At 70.1% G+C, this 23,172-nt stretch carries 22 protein-coding genes; 9 read left to right on the top strand and 13 right to left on the bottom strand.

Annotated elements, in window-relative coordinates:
• Positions 1-127 precede the first annotated feature (127 nt).
• The 4 genes from QSK36_RS41030 to QSK36_RS41015 form a co-directional block, all read right to left on the bottom strand.
• Positions 128-574 carry an archease gene (locus QSK36_RS41030; RefSeq protein ID WP_285786158.1) on the bottom strand — a complete coding sequence of 149 codons (447 nt, stop codon included), beginning with the start codon at positions 572-574 and terminating at the stop codon, positions 128-130.
• A 4-nt stretch (positions 575-578) separates the two neighbouring features.
• Entirely contained in the window at positions 579-1,976 is a 1,398-nt protein-coding gene (locus QSK36_RS41025; RefSeq protein WP_183541996.1) for an RtcB family protein, read from the bottom strand.
• A gap of 73 nt (positions 1,977-2,049) precedes the next feature.
• On the bottom strand, positions 2,050-2,322 hold the full coding sequence (locus QSK36_RS41020) for a DUF1876 domain-containing protein (RefSeq protein ID WP_285786157.1): 273 nt from the start codon (positions 2,320-2,322) through the stop codon (positions 2,050-2,052).
• Positions 2,323-2,411: 89 nt separating this feature from the next.
• The gene (locus tag QSK36_RS41015; protein ID WP_183542000.1) at positions 2,412-3,158 is read right to left on the bottom strand and encodes a slipin family protein; all 747 of its coding nucleotides are present in this window, start codon (positions 3,156-3,158) and stop codon (positions 2,412-2,414) included.
• 340 nt (positions 3,159-3,498) lie between these two features.
• Between QSK36_RS41015 and QSK36_RS41010 the strand changes: the two genes are divergently transcribed.
• From QSK36_RS41010 to QSK36_RS41000, 3 genes are all read left to right on the top strand, one after another.
• A complete protein-coding gene (locus QSK36_RS41010) occupies positions 3,499-3,933 on the top strand; it encodes a CBS domain-containing protein (RefSeq protein ID WP_225898624.1) in 435 nt (144 codons plus the stop codon).
• Between the two features lie 109 nt (positions 3,934-4,042).
• Positions 4,043-4,831, top strand: coding sequence for an HPF/RaiA family ribosome-associated protein (locus QSK36_RS41005; RefSeq protein ID WP_285786156.1), 789 nt, complete (start codon positions 4,043-4,045; stop codon positions 4,829-4,831).
• A gap of 56 nt (positions 4,832-4,887) precedes the next feature.
• Complete coding sequence (locus tag QSK36_RS41000) at positions 4,888-5,262, top strand: CBS domain-containing protein (RefSeq protein WP_183542010.1); 375 nt, start codon at positions 4,888-4,890, stop codon at positions 5,260-5,262.
• A 14-nt stretch (positions 5,263-5,276) separates the two neighbouring features.
• Here the strand turns inward: QSK36_RS41000 and QSK36_RS40995 are convergent, their stop codons facing one another.
• Together QSK36_RS40995 and ppsA are read right to left on the bottom strand one after the other, a co-directional pair.
• Complete coding sequence (locus QSK36_RS40995; protein WP_285786155.1) at positions 5,277-5,564, bottom strand: hypothetical protein; 288 nt, start codon at positions 5,562-5,564, stop codon at positions 5,277-5,279.
• A gap of 57 nt (positions 5,565-5,621) precedes the next feature.
• Positions 5,622-8,054: a phosphoenolpyruvate synthase gene (gene ppsA / locus QSK36_RS40990; RefSeq protein ID WP_285786154.1), complete on the bottom strand. Its 2,433-nt coding sequence runs from the start codon at positions 8,052-8,054 to the stop codon at positions 5,622-5,624.
• 205 nt (positions 8,055-8,259) lie between these two features.
• On the opposite strand from ppsA, the gene QSK36_RS40985 reads away from it, so the two are divergent.
• Positions 8,260-8,505: a hypothetical protein gene (locus QSK36_RS40985; protein WP_285786153.1), complete on the top strand. Its 246-nt coding sequence runs from the start codon at positions 8,260-8,262 to the stop codon at positions 8,503-8,505.
• 132 nt (positions 8,506-8,637) lie between these two features.
• Entirely contained in the window at positions 8,638-11,019 is a 2,382-nt protein-coding gene (locus QSK36_RS40980; RefSeq protein ID WP_285786152.1) for a glycoside hydrolase family 65 protein, read from the top strand.
• Between the two features lie 81 nt (positions 11,020-11,100).
• Here the strand turns inward: QSK36_RS40980 and trpA are convergent, their stop codons facing one another.
• The 5 genes from trpA to QSK36_RS40960 all read right to left on the bottom strand — a co-directional run bounded on the left by trpA (position 11,101) and on the right by QSK36_RS40960 (position 14,675).
• Positions 11,101-11,919, bottom strand: a complete 819-nt coding sequence (gene trpA / locus QSK36_RS40975) for a tryptophan synthase subunit alpha (protein WP_285786151.1) — start codon at positions 11,917-11,919, stop codon at positions 11,101-11,103.
• Positions 11,916-13,169: a tryptophan synthase subunit beta gene (gene trpB / locus QSK36_RS40970; protein WP_285786150.1), complete on the bottom strand. Its 1,254-nt coding sequence runs from the start codon at positions 13,167-13,169 to the stop codon at positions 11,916-11,918. The genes trpA and trpB overlap by 4 nt, the downstream gene beginning before the upstream one ends.
• 120 nt (positions 13,170-13,289) lie before the next feature.
• A complete protein-coding gene (gene trpM, locus QSK36_RS43795; protein ID WP_396781818.1) occupies positions 13,290-13,454 on the bottom strand; it encodes a tryptophan biosynthesis modulator TrpM in 165 nt (54 codons plus the stop codon).
• A gap of 207 nt (positions 13,455-13,661) precedes the next feature.
• On the bottom strand, positions 13,662-14,324 hold the full coding sequence (locus QSK36_RS40965) for a DUF4097 family beta strand repeat-containing protein (protein ID WP_285786149.1): 663 nt from the start codon (positions 14,322-14,324) through the stop codon (positions 13,662-13,664).
• Positions 14,325-14,450: 126 nt separating this feature from the next.
• Positions 14,451-14,675: a hypothetical protein gene (locus tag QSK36_RS40960; protein ID WP_285786148.1), complete on the bottom strand. Its 225-nt coding sequence runs from the start codon at positions 14,673-14,675 to the stop codon at positions 14,451-14,453.
• Between the two features lie 147 nt (positions 14,676-14,822).
• Between QSK36_RS40960 and QSK36_RS40955 the strand changes: the two genes are divergently transcribed.
• Genes QSK36_RS40955 through QSK36_RS40940 form a run of 4 tightly spaced genes read left to right on the top strand, consistent with a single transcriptional unit; the run spans position 14,823 to position 17,964 of the window.
• Positions 14,823-15,236 (top strand): TOBE domain-containing protein, encoded by a 414-nt coding sequence (locus tag QSK36_RS40955; protein ID WP_183542024.1) that lies wholly within the window; start codon positions 14,823-14,825, stop codon positions 15,234-15,236.
• A 9-nt stretch (positions 15,237-15,245) separates the two neighbouring features.
• Positions 15,246-16,055 (top strand): molybdate ABC transporter substrate-binding protein, encoded by an 810-nt coding sequence (gene modA / locus QSK36_RS40950; RefSeq protein WP_285786147.1) that lies wholly within the window; start codon positions 15,246-15,248, stop codon positions 16,053-16,055.
• A 5-nt stretch (positions 16,056-16,060) separates the two neighbouring features.
• The gene (locus tag QSK36_RS40945; protein ID WP_502883453.1) at positions 16,061-16,927 is read left to right on the top strand and encodes an ABC transporter permease; all 867 of its coding nucleotides are present in this window, start codon (positions 16,061-16,063) and stop codon (positions 16,925-16,927) included.
• A complete protein-coding gene (locus QSK36_RS40940; RefSeq protein ID WP_285786146.1) occupies positions 16,924-17,964 on the top strand; it encodes an ABC transporter ATP-binding protein in 1,041 nt (346 codons plus the stop codon). Before QSK36_RS40945 ends, QSK36_RS40940 begins: the two co-directional genes overlap by 4 nt.
• Before the next feature lie 55 nt (positions 17,965-18,019).
• On the opposite strand, the gene QSK36_RS40935 is transcribed toward QSK36_RS40940, so the two are convergent.
• A complete protein-coding gene (locus tag QSK36_RS40935; RefSeq protein WP_285786145.1) occupies positions 18,020-22,258 on the bottom strand; it encodes a bifunctional nitrate reductase/sulfite reductase flavoprotein subunit alpha in 4,239 nt (1,412 codons plus the stop codon).
• 547 nt (positions 22,259-22,805) lie between these two features.
• Positions 22,806-23,172: non-reducing end alpha-L-arabinofuranosidase family hydrolase (locus tag QSK36_RS40930; protein WP_285786144.1), on the bottom strand; the 367-nt coding region annotated here is incomplete at its 5' end.

Raw genomic sequence — 23,172 nt, 5'->3', positions numbered from 1 at the left:
CTCTAATGCTGGCGTTCTTACCCACAGATAGGCACAGTCCACTTGTGAGGTTGGGTCAAGGTATGCAGTGACAGATCGACGTCGAATAGGGACCGAGGAAGTCTGGACGACGGCGAGTGTCGGTCGTCTACACGTCCAAGGTCACGGCGCAGACCCATCCGTGCGGTCCGTGATCGAAACGCAGGCCGTGGAGTGCGACGGCCTTGGGCACCGCGCCGATCTGGGGGACGGCCGCCACGTCGGTCATGCCCAGCGTCAGCCACAGTCCCGCCTCGTCCTCGTGCGCATCGATCTCGCAGGGGACGCGGGCTGCCGTGTCCATGAGGTAGATCACCTCGTCGAGCACCGTCAAGAGTTGCTCGTCGGGCGGGGCCGGGGCGACGTGGAGCGTACGCGTGCCGTGACGCTCGGCTCGGCTGAGGTCGGCGAAGCCGTCGATCATTGCGCGGACGGCCTCGGCGATGCATTCGGCGACGGTGGGGGCCCATGCCTCCAGGCGGACGTCGGCGGTGTGGGGGAGCGAGCGATGGCCGCGCCCGCCGATCGGGCCTCTACCGCCGTGGGGCCGGGCCACCGGGTCAGCCCTTCACCACGCCGAGCGGGACGAGCCGCGCGACCATGCGGCAGAGCCCGGCTCCGACGCTCGCCGCGACCACGGCGTCCACGTCCTTGTAGGCGTCCGGCTTCTCTTCGGCGAGGCCACGCCAGGAGGATCCGCGTACGGCGATGCCCTGGCCCTCCAACCGCGCGCGCAGCTCCCGTCCACTGGTGGAGCGCGCGGCCTGATGGCGGCTCTGGACGCGACCGGCGCCGTGGCAGGTGGAGTGGAAGGCGTGCCCGCCGGGCACGCCGGTGAGCACGTACGAGGCGGTGCCCATGGTGCCGGGGATGAACACGGGCTGGCCGAACGGCGCCAGATCCGCCGGCAGATCGGGATGGTGGGGCGGGAGCGCGCGGGTCGCGCCCTTGCGGTGCACGCACAGCCGCCTCCCGTCGTGCTCTTCCACCTTGGCCAGGTTGTGCGACACGTCGTAGACCAGGGCCAGAGCGGCGCCGGTGACCTGACGGAACGCCCGCCGGGCCGCCTCGGCAAGCAGCTGCCGGTTGGCCCGGCCGTAGTTGGCCGCCGCGGCCATCGCGCCCAGGTAGCCGCGGCCTTCCGGCGAGTCCACCGGGACGCAGGCCAGCTGCCGGTCCGGCACACCGATGCCGTAGTCGATCATGGCTTTGTCCATCGCGCGGACGTGATCGGTGCAGATCTGATGTCCCAGGCCGCGTGATCCGCAGTGGATCATCACGCACACCTGGCCGAGCCGCAGACCGAACGCGGCCGCCACCGCCTCGTTGTAGATCTCCTCGACCGCCTGGACCTCAAGGAAGTGGTTGCCGGAGCCGAGACTGCCGACCTGGACCAGGCCTCGTTCCATCGCCCGGGTGCCGACCTGGCCGGGGTCGGCGCCGGCCACGGCTCCCTGATCCTCACAGCGGTCCAGATCGCGAGCCTCGCCGTGCCCCGCCCGTACGGCGAAGCGCGCTCCTTCGCGCAGCACCCGGTCGAGCTGGGCGGGGCCCGGCAGACGCCACACTCCGCCTCCGCCGAGCCCACGGGGTGTGGCCGCGTCCAGGTCGTCCATCAGCCGGTCCATGACGGGCACGAGTCCTTCGCGGTGCAGGTCGGCGGCCAGCAGACGCACCCCGCAGGAGATGTCGAATCCCACACCCCCGGGGGAGACCACTCCGCCCGCCGACACGTCCGTGGCCGCCACGCCCCCGATCGGAAAGCCGTACCCCCAGTGCAGGTCGGGCATCCCGTAGGAGGCGCCGACGATGCCGGGCAGGGTGGCCACGTTGACGATCTGCTGAAGGGCCTGCTCCTCGGGCATCAGGTCCCGGGAGACGAACACGACTCCCGGCACCCGCATCGGCGCCTGCCGCTCGATACGGAACCGAAAGGGTGTCTCCTGTACAAGCTTCATGACCCATCTCACCCGATTGCGACGTCCCGAGATCTGCGAACGAATCCAGCCGGGATTCGGCACAACGGCGCGGCTACCGGCTCCACAGACTGTTCCGCTCGGCGGGCGGGGCGACCTGGGCGATGTCCCTGGACGTGATGACCAGGAGCTTGTCCGCCAAGTCGGCAAGCGCGCGGGCCGTGGCGAGCTCGTCGCCGATTTCGGGGACCGAGGGGTCGACGGGGTTGCGGCGTGCGTGTCCTGCACCGGCCAGATGGCCGTCCCTGGTGGTCAGCACCGCCTTGGCGAAGGTGTCGTCGCCGTGCTCTGAGAGGTAGATCTGCACGGTCCACCGCTTAGTCTCCATGTCAGGAAACCTCCGCTCCCCCTGGACGTCCGATGCGGACGGTTGATCTCGTGGCGGGTCGAGCCATCGGCTCACGGTGCGGCCCGATGTCAGGGCACGAGTGTCGGCTCTTCGACCTTGGCGCCCTCCGCACCCACGAACTGCGACAACGCGCGCACCGTGCTGAGGAACTGGGCGGGGAACACGATGGTGGAGTTGTGCTCCACGGCGATCTCACTCAGGACCTGGAGATTGCGCAGTTGCAACGCGATCGGATGGGCGGCGATGACATCGGCGGCCTCGGCCAGCCGGCCGGCGGACAGCGCCTCACCCTCCGCCGCGATGATCTTGGCACGCTTCTCACGTTCGGCTTCGGCCTGGCGGGCCATCGCCCGCTGCATAGAGGGCGGCAGTTCGATGTCCTTGAGCTCCACCAGAAGGACGTAGACGCCCCACTGCTGCGTGATGCGATCGAGGATCTGTTTGATCGACTCGTTGAGCGTCTCGGTGTCGGTGAGCACCTGGTCGAGCAGGGAGCGCCCGACCACGTTGCGGACGGTTGTCTGAGCGATCTGACCGATGGCCGTCTCGACGTTCTCGATCTCCACGATCGACTTCACGGGGTCCACCCGGCGGAAGTACGCGACTGCGGCGACGCCGATGGAGACGTTGTCGCGGGTGATGATCTGCTGCGAGGGGATGGGCATGGTCACCGTGCGGAGGCTCACCTTCCGCATGCGGTCGACCAGGGGGATCATGAACCGCAGACCGGGATCGCGGACGTCGCGGACTTTGCCGAGCCGGAACACCACACCCCGCTCGTACTGCCGCACGATGGCAATGCCGAGATTTGGCATCGCTGGCCCCAATCCACACGTGATCGCCACTGCTGACGACCCGGGCTTCGATCTGACCGATCCCCGCCGACCGGCGTGCAGGGAGGCGTCCTGTCTCACTCCATGACGTCGGCGGAGCCCTCTACTCGTGAGCCTCGCGTCGCGCGGCGCGGGAAGGTAGAGAATTTCGTCCGCTCACTTGTGGACGAACGTCCTGGCCGAAGCCGGTCTCCTACCGGGCGAGATCGGAGGCGTCGCGGGTATCGCCGGCCGGTACAACCATGGCGTCGGCTACTGCTCATGGCCAGGGTGGGTATAAGGGCCGGGACGCGGGTCATTCGACGTGTCTCGGGGGGCACCGATGAGCGTAACGGACATGGGCAAGAAGGCGCGGGACGTGATGCACGAAGGCGTTCAGTGCATCGGTGAACACGAAACGCTGCGCACCGCCACGCAGATCATGGCCGACCTGGGAGTCGGCGCGCTGCCCATCTGCGGGGACGACGACCGGCTCAAGGGGATCATCACCGACCGCGACATCGTGGTCATGTGCTGCGCGCACGGCATGGACATCGACCGGACGACGGCCGGGGAACTGGCCCGTGGCCTGGTGTGGGTCGATGCCGACGCCAGCGTGGAGGAGGCGCTGTTCGCGATGGAGGAGCACCACATCAAGCGCCTGCCCGTGATCGCACGTCATCGTCTGGTCGGCATCATCAGCGAGGCGGATCTGGCCAAGGAGTTGCCGGACAGCAAGCTCGCGGAGTTCGTCCACCGCGTCTACGCGCTCGACTGACCGCCGGCGGCCGCACCTCCGCTGACCGGAGTTGAGCTCGATGACGCATGCGGAACGGGAACCAGGCCCGACGATGCGGAGGTGATCCGATATGGAACGCCGTTCTCCCGTGAGTGCGCTCGATCCCTCCGAGATACAGGTGGAGACCCGGGGATCGGTCCCGGCCGGTTCGGCCGACGAGGCTCGCGAGACCGTCGCGGCCCTGACCCCGCTCGCGCACGAACCGGTGCTCTACGCCCGGGTGAAGCTCGGTGTCTCGGCCGATCCGGCCGTCCCCCGTCCCTGCGTCGCCCAGGCCAACCTCGACGTGAACGGGCGGCTCGTCCGCGCCCAGGCGGTCGGCGAGCACATGCACCAGGCCATCCGCCTCCTGGAGGACAGGCTCCGGGTCCGGCTGCGCCGTACGTCCCGGGACTGGGAGGACCTGCGCGGGCGAAATCCCTTGGACGTCGACCAGGAGTGGCGGCGTTCGAGCCCGCCTCGCCACCCGCTGCCCTACTTCCCCCGGCCTCCCGGCGAGCGGCAGGTCGTACGGCACAAGGCGTACGAGCTCGCCTGGGCGACCCCTGACGAGGCCGCCTTCGACATGGAGCAGCTCGACTACGACTTCCACCTGTTCCGGGAGGTGGACACCGGTCAGGACAGCGTCATCTACCGCAGCGGAGAGGCATACCGGCTGGCGCAGGTGTCGCCCCGCCCCGATGGTCTGGGCCCGGTGTCCGTGCCGCTCACCGTCAGCACCACGCCCGCACCGGTCCACACCCTGGAGGAGGCCACGGCCCGGCTGGAGACGAGCGGCCTGCCCTTCGTGTTCTTCGCCGACAGGCGGACGGGCCGGGGCAACGTCGTCTACCACCGCTACGACGGCCACTACGGGCTCATCACGCCCAGCGGCTGACCGGCGTCCCCGGGCGGTGTGATTGGCTGGATGTGCTGGTGAGGAGGGGAGGCCGCATGCGTATCGCCAACGTTTACCGTCCCCTGGTGTTCGGCTGTCCGGTGAGTGCGAAGCTGCCCGAGGTGGCGCGCCGGATGACGGAGAAGAACATCGGCGCGCTCGCCGTGCTCGAAGGGGACCGGGTCACCGGAGTGATCACAGAACGGGACCTCGTGACGGCACTTGCCACATCCGACGATCCCGCCGGGCTGAGCGCGGGAACGTGCGCGTCGTCGGACATCAAGACCGCGACCTTGGACGAGGACACGCGCGAGGTGGCCCGCCGCATGCTCGATCACGGCATCCGCCACATCCCGGTGGACCAGGACGGGCGCCTGATCGGCATGGTGTCGATGCGCGACCTTCTCTCGGTGGAGACACTCGCGCCGTAGCCGCCGCACGATCCTCAGGGATCAGGGGCGGGTCCGCGTTCCGGCGGGATAGGCGCGAGCTCCAGTTCGATACACGCCTCCAGTTCCGCCTTGCCGGGCAGCCGGCGCAGGCGTACGAGCATGCTCGGAATCTGGTGCCCGAGCTGGTCGAGGGCGACCACCAGGGGAGTGATGTCCCAGCGGGCGTGGCCGGGTTGGCCACGAAGGTAGCGCGCAAGCCGGTTGTCGAACTCCCGGCGCAGCTTCTCGTCGTCGTGGACGTAGCGGATCACCAGTTCCCGGCCGTCGCCATCATCGATCATGATGTCTCCCGCACGTGAACGTGGCCGCCGGGCGGCGGTACGGCGGGACGCCGGCGATCAGGCCGACGGCCACGACCGCGTTCCGCGGACCGCTGAGGCAGGTTCCCGGCGCTCCTGTCCTCGTTCGGCCGCGGCGACGTTCTCTTTCACCGAGAAGAAGCTGTCGGGTGCGACGGAGATCGAGTCGATACCCGCCTCGACCAGGAACCGGGCGAAGTCCGGGTCGTCGCTGGGACGTTGCCCGCAGAGCCCGACCTTGCGTCTCTTGGCGTGCGCGGCCGAGATGAGGTGCTCGATGCTGCGGGTGAGGGCGGGATTGCGTTCGTCGAACAGATGCGCCAGCTCGGCGGAGTCCCGGTCGACCCCGAGGGTGAGCTGGGTGAGGTCGTTGCTGCCGATGGAGAACCCGTCGAAGCGGTCGGCGAACTCCTCGGCCAGGATGATGTTGGCCGGGATCTCGGCCATGGCGTAGACCTCCAGGCCGCCTCGGCCCCGCCCCAGGTTCTCCTCGGCCATGACCCGCAGGACCCGGTCGGCCTCCTCGACCGTACGGCAGAACGGGATCATCACGATGACGTTGGTGAGCCCGATGCGCTCCCGCACCCGGCGGATGGCACGGCATTCGAGGGCGAAGCCCTCCCGGTATCCCTCCGTGTAGTAGCGGCTGGCCCCGCGCCACCCGAGCATCGGATTCTCCTCGTGGGGCTCGAACCGCCGCCCGCCGACGAGCCGCGCGTATTCGTTGGTCTTGAAGTCGCTCATTCGTACGATCACGGGGTCGGGCCAGCGGGAGGCGGCGATGCGGGCGATGCCGTGGGCCAGTCGCTCGACGAAGTACTCGGTCAGGTCGTCGTAGCCCCGGGTGAGCTCGGTGATCCTGCGGCGGGCGTCCTCCTCGACGCGGCCGGGGTGCACCAGGGCCATGGGGTGGATCTTGACGTGGTTGTTGACGATGAACTCCATCCGGGCCAGGCCGACGCCGTCGGCGGGCAGCCGCCACCAGCGGAAGGCCGCGGCGGGGTTGGCCAGGTTGAGCATGACCCTGGTCCTGGTGGCCGGGATGTCCTCCAGGCTGATCTCCTCGTCCTCGTAGTCGCGCAGGCCCTCGTAGACGAAGCCCTCGTCCCCCTCGGCGCAGGAGACGGTCACCGTCATGCCGTCACCGAGCAGGGTGGTCGCGTCGCCGGTGCCGATGATCGCGGGGACGCCGAGTTCGCGGCTGACGATGGCGGCGTGAGAGGTGCGGCCGCCGTGGTCGGTGACGATCGCCGCGGCCCTCTTCATGATCGGCTCCCAGTCGGGGTCGGTGATCTTCGTGACGAGCACCGATCCGGCCACGAAGCGGTCGATCTCCGCCGCGCTGGTCAGGTTGCACACCGGCCCTGCCGCTATCGCGTCTCCGATGGCCAGCCCCTTCACCAGCGGCTCGACCATTGGTTCACCGGCGTCGCGGATGCGGTAGGTGCGCAGCAGCGACGCCTCCCGGCGCTGGTGGACGGTCTCCGGGCGGGCCTGGACGAGGAAGATCTCGCCGGTCCTGCCGTCCTTGGCCCATTCCATGTCCATCGGGGTGCCGTAATGGCCCTCCACCGCGGTGGCCCACCGGGCCAGCAGCATGATTTCCTCGTCGTCCAGCGCGTACCGGACCGCCTCTTCCTCTGTGGTGTCGAGCTGGCGGGTTCCTCCCGCCGCGTCGTAGACCACCTTGCGTTCCTTGCGCCCCCGGGTCTTCGACACGATGGGGCACAGGTCCGGGTCGCCGAGGAGCGGCTTGAACACCACGTACTCGTCGGGATCCACCTTGCCGCCGACCACCGTCTCGCCCAGCCCCCAGGAGGCGTCGATCAGGACCGAGCGGGGGAAACCGGTCTCGGTGTCGATCGAGAACATCACTCCGGCGGCGGCCAGGTCGGAGCGGACCATGCGCTGCACCCCGACCGACAGGGCGACGTCCAGGTGACCGAACCCGCTGTCCTCCCGGTAACTGATCGCCCGGTCGGTGAACAGGGACGCGTAACAGCGAAGACAGGCGCCGAGCAACGCCGCCGCACCGCTGACGTTGAGGAAGCTCTCCAGCTGCCCGGCGAAACTGGCCTCCGGCAGGTCTTCCGCGGTCGCGCTGCTGCGCACCGCGACATCCGGATCGATGGTCCCCAGGCGATCGGCCAGCTCACCGTATGCCTGCTCAACGGCTTCCGTGACCGCCGCCGGAAGCTCGGCCGCCAGGATGGCGTCCCGTATCGCGCGGCCGACGTCCGGCAGGTCGGCCCCTCGGCGCAGCCGGCCGATGTGCTCCGCGATCACTTCGTTCAGCCCGTTCACCTGGATGAACCGGCGATAGGCGTCGGCGGTGAGGGCGAAGCCCTCCGGCACGCGAACCCCCGCCCGGGCCAGGTTGCGCGTCAGTTCCCCCAGGCCCGCGTTCTTGCCGCCCACCAGGCCGACGTCCGTACGGCCCAGCTCGGCGAACCACCTGACCAACCGCGACATGGCCCACCCCGCTACATGTCGACTACGAGAGTCCCTCCCACCCTTCGCCTCGCGCAGCCGGCGAGGTAGGGAACTTCGTCTCCTGCACGCGGACGAACGTCCCGGCCCGTACCCGCCACCGTCCTGCCGCAAGCTCACCCGGGTCGAAGTGGGATCACGTCGGTTCGTGGGTACGGAGCCAGGAATCAGGGGGTGGACACGCGAGATGCCCAGTCACGTTTTCCAGGACGAGATGCGGCAGGTGCTCGACGAGGTATACCGCGAACGTGAAACGGTCGCGGTCCGGGATGTCTACGCGAACGCGTCGGCGCGTCTGCACCTGACCGCCGACATGCTCGCGCACCTGAACGAGATCCCGGAGGGCGCCTACACCAGGCAGGAGATGACCGAGGCGATCAACAGAGTGATCCTGCACCGTAACGAGCAGGACGTTCTCGGCTTGATCGAGTAGCCTTCCAGGCCGGGGAAGCAGAGGACACGGCCGAGACGTAACGCGGCGCCGAATGCCGGACACCACGTCAGAGTGCGGTTTCCGGGTTGGAACCCCGCCCGGGTTGAGCGGGCAGGCCCAAGAGGAGCTGCGTTGAATCCGTGGTCACTGGCGTACGAGGGGTTCGATCCCTCTCACGAAGGGCTGCGCGAGGCCCTGTGCACGCTGGGCAACGGCCGATTCGCCACGCGAGGCGCGGCACCCGAAGCCGAGGCCGATGCCGTCCACTACCCGGGGACGTACGTCGCCGGATGCTACGACCGGCTCACCTCGAACGTCGACGGCCACCAGCTGACCAACGAGGACATGGTCAACCTGCCGAACTGGCTGCCCCTGACCTTCGCGACACCCGGCTCCGAATGGTTCTCCCCGAGCACCGCGGACCTGCTCCGGTATCGGCAGGAGCTGGACATGCGCCACGCCGTCCTGCACCGGCTGATCCGCTTCCGGGACACCCAGGGCCGTATCACGTCGGTACGGCAGCGCCGTCTGGTCTCCATGGCCGACCCGTACCTGGCCGCTCTGGAGACGACCTTCACGGCCGAGGACTGGTCGGGGCCTCTTCGCGTACGCTCCGGGCTGGACGGCCGCGTGGCCAACACGGGAGTGGCCCGATACCGCGACCTGCGTGGCGACCATTTGACACAGCACGCGGCGGGGGCCGAAGGACACCTGGCATGGCTTCGGGCACGGACCCGGTCCGCCGGTGTCGAGGTCGTCCTGGCCTCGCGAGTCGGCACCTCCTCGAACAGTGGAGGCGGGCCCGAGGTCGACCGATACGACGACCATGTCATGGAGACACGCGTGCTGCGCTTGGAACGGGGCCATCCTGTCACGGTCGTCAAGACGGTCGCGCTCACCACATCGCGCGATCTCGCCATCGCCGATGCGACCTCCGCCGCGCTGCGGCGGGCCGAACTCGCGCCGGGGTTCGGCGAACTGCTGAAACAGCACGAGATCGCCTGGCGTGACCTGTGGGAACGGGCCCGGCTGGAGGTGACGGGCCCGCGCGTCCAGCGGGACATCCGCCTGAACACCTTCCACCTGCTGCAGACCCTGTCGCCGCACACCGCCGGCCTCGACGTGGGTGTGCCCGCACGTGGCCTGCACGGCGAGGCGTATCGGGGACATGTGTTCTGGGACGAGCTGTTCGTGCTGCCCTGGCTGACCCTGCGGTTCCCCGATATCGCCCGCGGTGCGCTTCGCTATCGCCTGCGGCGGCTTCCGGAGGCCCGGGCCGCGGCCCGCGCCGCGGGCCTGCGCGGGGCGATGTTCCCCTGGCAGAGCGGCAGCGACGGCCGCGACGAGACCCCGCGGTTCCACCTCAACCCCCGCTCCGGCCGGTGGACACCTGACCACACGTACCTGCAGCGGCACGTCGGGCTGGCCATCGCCTACAACGCCTGGCAGCACTACGCGATCACCGGCGACATGGAGTTCCTCGCCGGGACGGGCGCCTGCCTTCTGGTCGAGATCGCCCGCCTCTTCGCCTCGCTGGCCCGGCTCAACCCCGTGTCGGGCCGCTACGAGATCCAGGGCGTGATGGGGCCGGACGAGTACCACGACGGCTATCCCGGCGCGGCGTCCCCGGGCCTGGACAACAACGCGTACACCAACATCATGACGGTGTGGCTGCTGCTGCGCGCTCGTCAGGCGCTCGACCTGATGCCGCAACGCGCGCGGGAGGATCTGCGCCGCCGTCTCGGCCTGACGGACGTGGAGACCGAGCGCTGGGAGGAGATCACCCGGCGGATGCGCGTGGACTTCCACGATGGCGTCATCAGCCAGTTCACGGGGTACGCGCAACTGGCGGAGCTGGACTGGGATCGTTATCGCGGCGTGCGGCGACTGGACCGTGCGCTGGAGGCCGACAACGACAGTGCCAACCGCTATCGGGCGTCGAAGCAGGCCGACGTGCTCATGCTGTTCTACCTGCTCACGGCCCGGGAGGTGAGGCAGATCCTCGACCGGCTGGGCTATCCGGCGGCACCGGGCCTGACCCGGCGCACCATCCGCTACTACCTCTCCCGCACCTGCCACGGTTCGACCCTGAGTGCCGTGGTGCACGCCTGGGTGCTGGCGCGATCGGACCGCACCGGCTCATGGCGATTCTTCACCGAGACGCTGACCGGCGACATCACCGACGTACAGGGAGGGACCACCGCCGAGGGGGTCCACCTGGGCGCCATGGCCGGCACGCTGGACCTGGTCCAGCGCTGCTACCTCGACCTCGAGGCCAGGCCCGACGGCCTGCACCTGAATCCGGTGCTCCCCGAACAGCTCACCACGCTGTCGCTGTGCCTCCGCTACCGAGGTGCGGAGCTCTCCATCGAGGCCGATCCCTCCCGCGTACGGATCACCCGGGCCGATGACGGCCCTACCGCCCTGGATTTCGTGGTGCACGGCCACCACGCCCGGCTTCGGCGCGGCGACAGCCGTACCTTCCCCCTCCCGGAACGAAGGCGCGACGAGTGATCGGCGGCCGAACGCATCGAGGGCCAGGTCGAGCCGCAGGACCGGAGGTGGCGGGCGAACGCGCCATCACACCCACGCCGATCAATCCGCGTGCCGACGGGTTGCACGGCTCAGTTCGGCGGTGAGTTCCGCCACGGCCGCGGTTCCCGCGGCAGCATCGGGTGCGTCGAGGACAGCCTTGACCAGTACGGACGCGACGATCACGCCGTCGGCGAAGCGAGCCACCTGGGCAGCCTGCGCAGCGTCGGAAATCCCGATTCCGACGCAGACGGGGAGTTCGGTGGTCGCCCTGATACGCCGCACCAGCGAGCCGGCGGCTGTGCTGACAGCGTCCCGGGCGCCGGTGACCCCCATCAGCGATGAGGCGTAGACGAACCCTGTTCCTGCCGCGGTGAGTTCCCGCAGCCGTTCGTCGGTGGTGCTCGGCGCGGCCACGAAGACGGTGGCGAGGCCATGCCTGGCCGCGGTTTCGCGCCACAGCGCGGACTCCTGCACGGGCAGGTCAGGAAAGATGCATCCCGCGCCGCCTGCCTCGGCCAGCTCGCTGCCGAAGCGCTCGGCGCCGTACTTGTCGATCGGGTTCCAGTAGGACATGACCAGGACTGGCTTGCCGGTGGCCTGGTATGCCTCTCGCACGGTGCGGATGACGTCGGCGATCCGGACGCCGGCGCGCAGGGCGATGTCGTCGGCGGCCTGGATCACCGGGCCGTCGAGCACCGGGTCGCTGTGCGGCAGGCCGATCTCGACGATGTCGGCTCCGCTGTTCAGCATCGCCTGGGTTGCGGCGATGCCGTCGTCGACGGTCGGAAAGCCGGCTGTCATGTACGTGATGAGCGCGGCCCGGTTCTCTTGCCTCGCCCGGGCCAGCGTGTCGGCCAGAAGCCGCAGGTTTCCGCTCACTTCTGCGCTCCCTCTGCCCTGGCCGCGTCGGCGTCCCGCTCGAAGTACCGTGCGGCGGTCTCCATGTCCTTGTCGCCCCGGCCCGACAGGTTCACCAGGATCAGCCCGTCCGGTCCGAGTTCGGTGCCGACTTCGATGGCGCCGGCGAGTGCGTGGGCGCTCTCTATCGCCGGGATGATGCCCTCAGTCGACGCGAGCAGCCGGAAGGCCCGCATCGCGGCGGCGTCCGTGACCGGGAGGTATTCGCCGCGGCCGGTGTCGTGAAGGTATGCGTGCTCCGGTCCGACGCCCGGGTAGTCGAGGCCGGCCGAGATCGACCAGGGCTCGGTGATCTGGCCTTCATCGTCCTGCAGCACGTAGGAGCGCGAGCCGTGCAGGATGCCGGGCTCACCCGCCGAGAGCGCGGCCGCGTGCTTCCCGGTCTCCACCCCGTGCCCGGCGGCCTCGCAGCCGATGAGGCGTACATCCGTGTCCGGGAGGAAAGCGTGGAACAGGCCGATGGCGTTGGATCCGCCTCCGACGCACGCGATCGCGGCATCGGGCAGGCGGCCGGCTCGCTCGATGATCTGACGGCGGGCCTCGACGCCGATGACGCGCTGGAAATCGCGGATCATGGCAGGGAAGGGATGGGGCCCGGCGACGGTGCCGAAGATGTAGTGCGTGGTCTCGACGTTCGCGACCCAGTCCCGGAACGTCTCGTTGATGGCGTCCTTGAGAGTACGGGAGCCAGAGGTAACCGGTATCACCGTGGCGCCGAGCATTTTCATCCGTGCCACGTTGACCGCCTGCCGGCGGATGTCGGTTTCCCCCATGTAGATGGTGCATTCCAGCCCGAACAGCGCGGATGCCGTCGCGGTCGCCACCCCGTGCTGGCCGGCTCCCGTCTCGGCGATAACGCGCGGCTTGCCCATCCGCTTGGTCAGCAGGGCCTGCCCGAGCACGTTGTTGATCTTATGCGAGCCGGTGTGGTTGAGGTCTTCGCGTTTGAGGAACACGCGTGCGCCGCCGGCGTGCCCGGCGAATCCGGGGACTTCGGTGAGCGCGCTCGGACGCCCTGCGTAGTGGGCGAGCAGTAGCTCGAACTCCGCGGCGAACCCGGGATCCGTCTTGGCCCTCTCGTACTCGACGGCGACCTCGTCCACGGCGGCGACAAGCGCCTCCGGGATGAACTTGCCGCCGAACGCACCGAAATAGCCGTCCCCGCTGGGGGATTCGCCCGGCAACGCCGGGAAGAAGAATTTGCTGTTCATCGCACAAACGCTCCTGGCACGGGCTACGCCCGGCTCTAGGTGGCTGGTAAGGAAGCTTGAGTGAGCCTCGTCGTCCCGGATTCTGGGCGGGAACGACGGAGCCGAGGAGAGCGATCTCGCTCAGATACCTCGCACGGCACGGGGGGTGCCGGACCACCGCGTCCCGTTCACCTGACCAGCCTCGGCGCCAAGCACGTACCGCACCTTGCGGCCGAGCACACGCCGCGCCGGGGCCCGGCAGCCGCGCGGCCGGCACCCAGGGGCGAGGCGGATGGCGATGGACACAGCAGGATGCTATCCCACGGTCCGGGGCCGGGCCACGGTGCGGCCAGTGCGGCCAGTGCGGCCAGTGCGGCCAGTGCGGCCACGGTGCGGTCACGGTGCGGCCGCGGGCCCGGGCCATCCGGCCGCGGGTCCAGGGCCGACCTGGCCGACCTCCGCTGTCGCCCCGGACCGCTTCGTTGAGTAGTGACAGTCCGTGGAGGCTGCGGCTCACAGGCTGCGGGCGGTGATGTCACCGTCGGAGGTGGTGGCGTGGATGTCGAGTTCGGCGGTGCCGTCGTTCTTTAGGGCGTTGGTGATGCGGCCGTGGGTGGTGCCGGCGTCCAGGGCCGCCGAGACTCCGCCGGCAGCGGCGATCGAGATGTCGCCGGACTGGGTGCGGAGCACGACCTTGCCGCCGGTGGCCTCGGCGATCCGGATGTCGCCCCGTGCGGTGCTGATCTCCGCGGGGCCGCCCAGCCGACCGACCTCGACGTCGCCGTCGGTCGCGGCGAGGCGGAGGCTTGCGGTCTCGTCGAGCTTGATCTGGCGGTACGCGCCTTCGAAGGCGACGTCGCCGAGGCGGCCGACGGTCCGGAGTTCGGCGCTGGCCGTCTTCGCCTCGACCTGGGAACCGGCGGGCAGCTCGACCGTCACGTCGATGGATCCGGAGGGGCCGAGGTACTGGTTCTGCACCGAGGCCTCGATCCGCAGGACTCCGTCGGCGTATTCGACCGTGGTCTGCTCGGCCGCCTTCACGTCGCGGCTCTTCGAGGCGTTCGTGGGCCGGACCTCGACCGCGGTGTCGGCCCGGTCGGCGGCGATGAACTGGACGCGTCCCGCGGGGATGTCCAGGACGGCGGAGATCGGGGCGGGGGTGTCGAACTTCTGCATCATGTGCTCCTTGTGTTGTGTTCTTTCGATGTCCACCATCGCCGACCGCTCTGATACCGGGCCGTCGCCGTCCTGACGCCGCCGCTGACATATGGGGCTGGGCCCCCGGCCGGGGGTCCAGCCCGGTCAGGCCCCTGGGTTCACGGCGAACACGTCGTACCCGAGGTGTGCGGGCGAACAGGCCATCGCCGGCCTACCGGCGGGCCCCGTGCGCAGCGTGACCGGCGCCGCTTCGGGCGTCGCCTGGACGGTGGAGGATGGCCCGGCAGCAGTAGCGGTGACGGCGGCGGTGGCCGTGGGGGTGAGCGTGGGGGTAAGTGCGGTCAGCGGCGCGGCCGTGAGTGCCGACATGGGGCCCCGGCGGCGCGCGGAGCCCACGCCCATGGCGGGCGTGCTCTACGATCTCGTGAATGCCATGAGAACAACAGAGATTGGGCCGCTGCTGCGGTTGAAGAGGGGTATTCAGCCTGGAATGTGCGAGAGGTAAGGTGAGGATCTGTGACGACGTTTCGGATCAGCGAGGCCGCCGCGTTGCTCGGGGTCAGCTCCGACACCGTCCGCCGGTGGGTGGACGCGGGCCGGCTGGCCGCGGTACGGGACGAGCACGGCCACCGGCAGATCAGCGGGGCCGACCTGGCCGCCTTCGCGCGATCGCAGGTCGAGACGACTGGCGACGGCAGGCGGTCCTCGGCGCGTAACCGCTTTCGCGGGATCGTCACCGAGGTCATCAGGGACGCGGTGATGGCTCAGGTGGAGATCGCCGCCGGGCCGTTCCGGGTGGTGTCGCTGATGAGCCGGCAGGCCGCCGACGAGCTGGGCCTGGAGGCAGGGGTGGTGGCGGTCGCCGTGATCAAGTCCACCAACGTCGTCGTCGAGATTCCCGGCCATGAGCGCGTGGCCACTACTCCATAAGGAGCTCCCTTGGTGTTCAGGCGCCTTTCGCGATGGGCGGTCGCCGTGCCCGTCGCGCTGGTGATCGCCGGGCTGTCCGGCTGCGGCTCAAGTGATACGGCCGGGTCCACGTCTTCCGCTCCCGCTTCGACCTCGGCCGCGGCCGGGGCGAAAAACGTGAACGTGTTCGCGGCCGCGTCGCTGACCGGGACGTTCACCGAGCTCGGCAAGGCCTTCGAGGCCGCCCACCCGGGTGCGACGGTGAAGTTCAACTTCGGCTCCAGCGCGACGCTGGCCCAGCAGATCGTCCAGGGAGCTCCGGCCGACGTGTTCGCCGCGGCCAGTCCGGCCACGATGAAGACCGTCACCGACGCGTCGCTGGCGAGCGGGCCGACCACCTTCGTGCGGAACAAGCTGGAGATCGCCGTCCCGAAGGACAACCCGGCCAAGGTCGACGAGCTGAAGGACCTGACCGATCCCAAGGTGAAGGTGGCGTTGTGCGCCGAGCAGGTGCCGTGCGGGGCGGCGGCCGTCAAGGCGCTGGACGCGGCCGGGCTGAAGGTCACGCCGGTCACCTTGGAGCAGGACGTCAAGGCCACGCTGACCAAGGTCGAGCTGGGCGAGGTGGACGCCGCCCTGGTCTACACGACCGACGTGATCGCCGCGGCGGGCAAGGTGCAGGGCATCGCCTTCCCCGAGGCGGATAAGGCGATCAACGACTATCCGATCGCGACCTTGTCGAAGGCTCCCGCCGGCGACCTGGCCGAGCAGTTCGTCGATCTCGTGCTGTCGCAGCAGGGCAAGGACGTGCTGACCAAGGCCGGCTTCGAGACCCCCTGACCCGGATGACCTCCTCGCAGGCGCGGCGCCCCGGCCGCTCAGACACACCCCGCGGCGGTGCGGCCGGCCACCCGGCCGCCCGCCGTGAGGTCTCCGGCCGTCTGCCGTGGATGCTGGTGCTACCGGCCGTGGTGGGACTGGCCTTCCTGGTGCTGCCGCTGGCCGGGCTGCTGTTCCGGGCGCCCTGGTCCACGCTGCTCCAGCGGCTGGCCGAGCCGCAGGTGCTGGAGGCGCTGCGGCTGTCGCTGGTGTGCGCCACCGCCGCCACGGCCGTCTGCGTGCTGTTCGGGGTGCCGCTGGCCTGGCTGCTGGCCCGGGTCGAGTTCCCGGGCCGGCGGGTGGTGCGGGCTCTGGTGACCGTGCCGCTGGTCCTGCCGCCGGTGGTGGGCGGTGTGGCGCTGCTGCTGGTGCTGGGGCGGCGCGGGCTGATCGGGCAGTGGCTGGAGGCCGCCTTCGGGATCACGCTGCCCTTCACGACCATCGGCGTGATCGTCGCCGAGGCGTTCGTGGCCATGCCGTTCCTGGTGATCAGCGTCGAGGGGGCGCTGCGCGCCGCTGATCGGCGGTTCGAGGAGGCCGCCGCCACGCTGGGAGCCTCCCGCTGGACCGTCTTCCGGCGGATCACCCTGCCGCTCATCATGCCCGGTGTCGTGGCCGGAGCGGTGCTGTGCTGGGCACGGGCGCTCGGTGAGTTCGGCGCCACCATCACCTTCGCCGGCAACTTCCCCGGCACCACCCGTACGATGCCGCTGGCGGTTTATCTGGCGCTGGAAACCGAGCCGGACGCGGCCATCGTGCTCAGCCTGGTTCTGCTGGCCGTCTCGGTGATCATCCTGGCCGGCCTGCGCGATCGGTGGGTGAACAGCCCGTGACCACCGACGGCCTGCAGGCGACCCTGGTCGTCCACCGATCCGCCTTCACCCTGGACATCACGCTCGATGTCGCACCAGGAGAGGTCGTCGCGCTGCTCGGGCCGAACGGCGCGGGCAAGACCACCGCGCTGCGCGCCCTGGCCGGGCTGACCGCCATGTCCGGCGGGCACATCAGCCTGGACGGCCGGCCGCTGCACACCGTGCCCCCCGAGCAGCGCCCGGTCGGCGTGGTCTTCCAGGACTACCTGCTTTTCCCGCACCTGTCCGCGCTCGACAACGTCGCCTTCGGACCGCGCTGCCAGGGCGTCCCCAAGGCCGAGGCGCGCCGCGTCGCCGCGGCACTGCTGGAGCGCGTCGGCCTGGCCGACCGGGCGGCTGCCAAGCCCCGTCAGCTCTCCGGCGGGCAGGCACAGCGCGTCGCCCTCGCCCGGGCGCTGGCCGTACGGCCCCGGCTGATGCTGCTGGACGAGCCGCTGGCGGCGCTGGACGCGCACACCCGGCTGGAGATCCGCTCCCAGCTGCGCCGCCACCTGGCCGACTTCGACGGCGCCACCGTGCTGGTCACCCACGACCCGCTCGATGCGATGGTGCTGGCCGACCGGCTGATCGTCATCGAGTCCGGCGGCATCGTCCAGCAGGGCACCCCCGCGGAGGTCGCCCGCCGCCCGCGCACCGACTACGTCGCCCGCCTCGTCGGGCTCAACCTCCACCGCGGGCTCGGCGACGGCGCCCGGGTCAAGGTCGGCGAACTGCCGCTGCACACCTCCGAACAGGTCGACGGGCCCGCGTTCGTGGCCTTCTCGCCCGCCGCCGTGGCCCTCTACCGCACCCGCCCCGACGGCAGCCCCCGCAACCTGTGGCAGGCCACGATCGGCGGCATCGAGCGGCACGGCGACAACGTCCGCGTCCACCTCGACGGCCCGATCACCGCCTTCGCCGACATCACCCCCGCCGCCCTGGCCGACCTCCGGCTGAGCCCGGGTCAGCGGATCTGGGCCTCGGTCAAGGCCACCGAGACCCACGCCTATCCGGCATGAGCAGGTCCCCGGCGGACGACCGCCATCGATCGACGTGATCGCCGCCCCTGCCGGGTCAGTACACGTCGCGTACGTAGCGTTTGGCGGCGGCGAGTTGCTTGACGTAGGCGGCGGCGTCCTCCGCTGACAGGCCGCCGTGGTGGGCCGCGATGGCACGCAACGTCTGGTCGACGTCCCTGGCCATCCGGCTGGCGTCGCCGCACACGTACACGCGGGCGCCCTCCTGGAGCCAGGCCCACAGCCGGCCGCCGTGTTCACGCATGCGGTCCTGGACGTAGATCTTGGCGCGCTGGTCGCGGGAGAAGGCGAGGTCGAGGCGGGTGAGCAGCCCGTCGTCGCGGAGCGCGGTCAGCTCGTCGCGGTAGTAGAAGTCGGTGGCGCGGCGCTGTTCGCCGAAGAAGAGCCAGTTGCGGCCGCGGTGCCCCAGAGCGCGGCGTTCGTCGAGGAAGCCGAGGAAGGGGGCGACGCCGGTGCCGGGACCGATCATGATCACGGGGGTGGCGGGGTCGGAGGGGGGCCGGAAATGGGTGGTGGGCTGGACGTAGACGGGAACGGATGCGTCCTGTGCGCTGTCGGCCAGGTACGCCGAGCAGGCGCCGCTCCGGAGGACGCCGCGCGTGTTGGCGAAACGGACCACCGAGACGGTCAGGCGTATCTGCTCGGGGCTGGTCAGGGGGCTGGAGGAGATGGAGTACAGCCGCGGCTGCAGCCTCTTGAGGACGCCGGCCCATTCCTGCGCCGTGGCGCGGACCGGCAGGCCGGCGACGACGTCGATGGCCTGGCGGCCCCACGCCCACTTGTCCAGCTCGCCCTTGTTGCCCGGGCGGAGGATGCGGGCCAGGTCACGGTCGCGGCTGCGTTCGGCGACGAACTTCAGCAGGCCGGAACTGATTCTCGTGATGTCGAGGTGGCGGTGCAGGGCCTGGCCGAACGGCAGGATGCCGAGGCCGGGGAGTTCGACGTCGTCGACGGGGCTCAGGCCGGTCACGGCCAGCCATTCCATGACCAGGTCGGCTCCGTTGACCGGCATCACACCGAGGGCGTCTCCGGCCTGGTAGGTCAGTTCGCCGCCGGTGTCGAAGGTGAATTGGCGCACCTCCTTGGCGGAGCCGGGCAGGCTGAGCAGCCGGTTGCCGGAGAGCGTCGCGGTGAAAGGGGAGGCCTTGCCGTACCGGGCCGATGCGGGGGGAGCGGACGGTTCGGCGAGCACGGCCGCGGCGGCTCCGGGCTCGCGTGCCGAGGGGGCGGTCCCGCCGGTGCCGGACAGGGCGTCGAGGACCTGTTCGAGCCAGCCCAGGGCACGCTCGTGCTCGTCGGCTTCGCAGTCCACACGAGGAACCAGACGTACGGCCCCGAGCTCCGCCAGACGCTGATCGAGCCGCCGCCCGTGCCCGCAGAAGTCGTCATAGCTGGAGTCGCCGAAGGCGAGCACGGCGTAGCGCACCCCGTCCAGCCGGGGCGCCCCGGCATCGGAGAGGGCCTCCCAGAAGGTCGTGCCGTTGTCCGGCGCATCCCCATCGCCGAACGTGCTGGAGATGACGAGCACGTCCGCCTCCGCCGGCAACGCGGCCGGTAAGCAGTCGGCCATGCTGACCAGCCTTGGGCTGCGGCCGGCCTCGGCGAGGCGGCGGGCGCCCGCCGAGGCGAAATCCTCGGCGTTGCCGGTCTGCGAGGCCCACAGGATGACGATCTCGCGCGCAGGCTTGTTGGGAGCACGGTTCTCGGGCGGCGGTCCCGTCGCCGGGGCGGGGGCGCGTGAGAAGGCGCCGGCGAGGGCTCCATTGATCCACAGCGCGTGGTCGGGGTCGATGGGTGCGTGATCCGGCAGGACGGGGACGTCCGCGCCGGGGAGCGGTGAGAGCGTGAGGCCGGACAGGAACCCGGACAGGTAACGGCGCTCCCGCGTGCCGAGGTCCGGCGGAGCCTGGTCGGCCAGCCCGAACAGGGCGGACAGCGCCGCCACCGTCGCGGAACGGTCGTGATCGGCGAGCATCTGCGCGCCGGCAGAGATCTGACCACCCTGCCCGGGCTTCGCCGGAGGGATCGGAGCAGCCTGCGACGAGCCGTGCCCGGCGAGGGCCGGCGCCGGTCTCGGGGCCGCCGCTCCGGCGGGAACCCTGGCGAGGGAGACGGCGCACACCTTCAACTCGGGCTGGAACGAGACCGGATCCACGGCGTCGCTGGTGACGGCGTTGACACTGAGGTACTCGCCGAACAGATCGTTCCAGTGGAACGGCGCGAAGCAGTTGCCCGGCATGACCCGGTCCGTGACGACGGCGGGCAGGACGGCCCGGCCACGCCGGGAGGAAACCGCCACCAGGTCGCCTTCACCGATCCCGTGCTCGGCGGCGTCCAGCGGGTTGATCTCGACGAACGGCCCGGGACTGAGCTTGTTGAGCTTGGCGACCTTGCCGGTCTTGGTCAGAGTGTGCCACTGGTGCTGCAGCCGCCCGGTGTTGAGCACGAACGGGAAGTCGTCGTCGGGCAGTTCGGCGGCGGGCAGGTGGGGGCGCGGGAAGAAGACGGCCCGGCCGTCCGATGTCGCGAAGGCCAGCCGAGGACCGCCGCCGTCGTCCCCGGTGAGCAGCGTACGGCTGCGGCCGTCGTTGAGGTAGCGGACCGGATTGCGCTCGCCGGAGTCCGGAGCGGCGGGCCACTGCACGGGTGTGCGGCGCAGCCGGTCGTAGGTGACGCCGCGCAGGTCGTAACCGGTGGCCGGGTTCCAGGCCCGCTTGATCTCCTCGAAGATCTCCTCGGCGCTGTCGTACGAGAACGCCTCCTCGAATCCCATCTCGCACGCGACCCGGGCGATGATCCGCCAGTCGGGCAGCGCCTCGCCGACCGGGTCGACGGCCTGCCGGAGCAAGGTGAGGTTCCGCTCGGAATTGATCATCACGCCTTCGGCCTCGGCCCACAGGGCGGCGGGCAGGACCACGTCGGCGTAGGAGTTGGTCTCGGTGGCGGCGAAGACGTCCTGGGTGACGACGAACTCGGCGGCCTCCAGCCCGGCGATGACGGTCTTGCGGTTGGCGACGCTGGCCACGGGGTTGGTGCAGATGATCCAGCACGCCTTGATCTCGCCCGCGGCCATCCGGGAGAACATCTCGATCGTGCCCTGGCCGACGTCGGTACGCAGCGTGCCGGGCGCGATGCCCCACAGGTCCTCGGCGAACCGGCGGTCCTCCTCGACCAGGACCGAGCGCTGGCCGGGCAGGCCGGGCCCCATGTAGCCCATCTCCCGGCCGCCCATCGCGTTCGGCTGGCCGGTGAGCGAGAACGGGCCGCTGCCGGGACGGCAGATCGCGCCCGTGGCCAGGTGCAGGTTGCACAGCGCGTTGGTGTTCCAGGTGCCGTGGGTGCTCTGGTTGAGTCCCATCGTCCAGCAGCTCATCCACTCGCCCGCCTCCCCGATCCACTGGGCGGCCCGGCGCAGATCGGCCTCAGGAAGACCGGTGAGCTCGGCGACCACAGCCGGCGGATAGTCACGCAGGAAGTCCGGCATGGCCTCCCAGCCCCGGGTGTGATCGGCGATGAACTCCTCGTCGACGTGCCCGTTCTCCACCAGCAGATGTAGCAGGCCGTTCAGCAGGGCCAGGTCCGTGCCCGGCCGGATCTGCAGGAACAGGTCGGCCTTGTCGGCCGTGGCGGTGCGGCGCGGATCCACCACGATCAGCTTGGCCCCGGCCTTGACCCGGTCCATCAGGCGCAGGAACAGGATGGGATGGCAGTCGGCCATGTTCGCGCCGATGACGAAGAACACCTCGGCGCGGTCGAAGTCCTCGTACGAGCCGGGTGGGCCGTCCGAGCCCAGCGACAGTTTGTAGCCGCTGCCCGCGCTCGCCATGCACAGCCGCGAGTTCGACTCGATCTGGTTGGTGCCGACGAAGCCCTTGGCCAGCTTGTTCGCCAGATACTGCGCCTCGAGCGTCATCTGCCCGGACACGTAGAACGCCAGGGCGTCGGGCCCGTGCTCGTCCAGGATCGCGCGTAGCCGCCGGGCGGTCGCCGTGATCGCCTGGTCGACGCCCGTCTCCTCCGGCTCCGCGCCCCGGCCGGGTCTGATGAGCGCCCGCTCCAGCCGGCCGGGGGCTGCGAGCATGTCGGCGCTGGTGGCTCCCTTGGTGCACAGACGACCGGCGTTGGCCGGATGGCTCTTGTCTCCGCTGACCTTGACGACCCGGCGTCGCCCGTCCGCGCCTCGCGCCACATCAAGGACGATCCCGCAGCCGACCCCACAGTAGGAGCAGACGGTCTTCACCTGAGCGTTGGCGTTGTCCGAGCCTGTCGCCGTCATCGGCCCTTCTCCTCTACGGGGCCTGAACGCTGTCCCCGAGCAGTGGGCGCGCCGTAGCCGCAGCGGGCAGATCCAACGACGACAACGTAAGAATGAGCCGTTACGCAGATGTCACGAGCGCCGACGGCTACGGGTTACATACGGATCACCGCCGATGCCCGTTCGCCACAGCGAAAACCCGTACCGCTCGGAATCAGGCCCGGACCGGTTCAGATCCCGCGGCCGGCCTGCCGCTGACGCACCAGGAGGCGAGCCGATCGTGGGTAGGCGGGCGTGTCGGCTTGGCGCTTCCCGAGGAGGACCAGTGGGACCTGCCGGTCGAGTACGGCCACTGGCTCGAGTTCGTGATGCCGAGGCGAACTCCTCGCCCGGACAGCGGGATGATCTGGGCTGTCCGCATGACTGTGGCGGGCTCGGCCTTGCGGCCGAGCCCGCCGGTCCAGGTCGATCCGGTCCTGATCGTGTGTCGTGATGGCGCTCACCCGATTCGGCATACGCCTTCAACGCGAGCGTCAGGAGCACCCCGGGGTGGACCCGTGTGATGCCGTCAGTGCTGCAGGGTCAGCAGGCCCGGCCGGTAGGGCAGGAGGCCGTAGTCGCCGCCGGAGCTGGGGCTGCGGCCCTGGTAGAGCAGCTGCAGGTTGCAAGGGTCGACGGTCTTGGTCTGGTCGGGGTTGTTGCGGACCAGGTCGCCGTGGCTGATGTCGTTGGTCCAGGTGGCGCCGCTGTTGGCCTTGCCGGCGAAGGGGTTGCTCTCGGTCGCGGCGTTCGGGGTCCACGACCCGCTCAGGCTGTCGGCCGTGAACGAGCGGAAGTAGCGGCCCTGCGAGCCGATCGCCTCGACGAGCATGAGGTACTTGTTCTGGCCCTGGAGCTTGTAGACCTCGACCGCCTCGAACAGGTTGTTGGTCGAG

The organism is Microbispora sp. NBRC 16548, from assembly GCF_030268985.1.
Taxonomy (GTDB): Bacteria; Actinomycetota; Actinomycetes; order Streptosporangiales; family Streptosporangiaceae; genus Microbispora; species Microbispora catharanthi.
Note: the sequence above shows the minus strand (reverse complement) of the source record. Positions and strands in the feature narration are given on the sequence as shown.

Coding starts and splice junctions, on each gene's coding strand:
- QSK36_RS41025 (WP_183541996.1), bottom strand. CDS start 1,976: ATGAAGCTTGTACAGGAGACACCCTTTCGGTTCCGTATCGAGCGGCAG.
- QSK36_RS41020 (WP_285786157.1), bottom strand. CDS start 2,322: ATGGAGACTAAGCGGTGGACCGTGCAGATCTACCTCTCAGAGCACGGC.
- QSK36_RS41015 (WP_183542000.1), bottom strand. CDS start 3,158: ATGCCAAATCTCGGCATTGCCATCGTGCGGCAGTACGAGCGGGGTGTG.
- QSK36_RS41010 (WP_225898624.1), top strand. CDS start 3,499: ATGAGCGTAACGGACATGGGCAAGAAGGCGCGGGACGTGATGCACGAA.
- QSK36_RS41000 (WP_183542010.1), top strand. CDS start 4,888: ATGCGTATCGCCAACGTTTACCGTCCCCTGGTGTTCGGCTGTCCGGTG.
- QSK36_RS40995 (WP_285786155.1), bottom strand. CDS start 5,564: ATGATCGATGATGGCGACGGCCGGGAACTGGTGATCCGCTACGTCCAC.
- ppsA (WP_285786154.1), bottom strand. CDS start 8,054: ATGTCGCGGTTGGTCAGGTGGTTCGCCGAGCTGGGCCGTACGGACGTC.
- QSK36_RS40985 (WP_285786153.1), top strand. CDS start 8,260: ATGCCCAGTCACGTTTTCCAGGACGAGATGCGGCAGGTGCTCGACGAG.
- trpB (WP_285786150.1), bottom strand. CDS start 13,169: ATGAACAGCAAATTCTTCTTCCCGGCGTTGCCGGGCGAATCCCCCAGC.
- QSK36_RS40965 (WP_285786149.1), bottom strand. CDS start 14,324: ATGCAGAAGTTCGACACCCCCGCCCCGATCTCCGCCGTCCTGGACATC.
- QSK36_RS40960 (WP_285786148.1), bottom strand. CDS start 14,675: ATGTCGGCACTCACGGCCGCGCCGCTGACCGCACTTACCCCCACGCTC.
- QSK36_RS40945 (WP_502883453.1), top strand. CDS start 16,061: ATGACCTCCTCGCAGGCGCGGCGCCCCGGCCGCTCAGACACACCCCGC.
- QSK36_RS40935 (WP_285786145.1), bottom strand. CDS start 22,258: ATGACGGCGACAGGCTCGGACAACGCCAACGCTCAGGTGAAGACCGTC.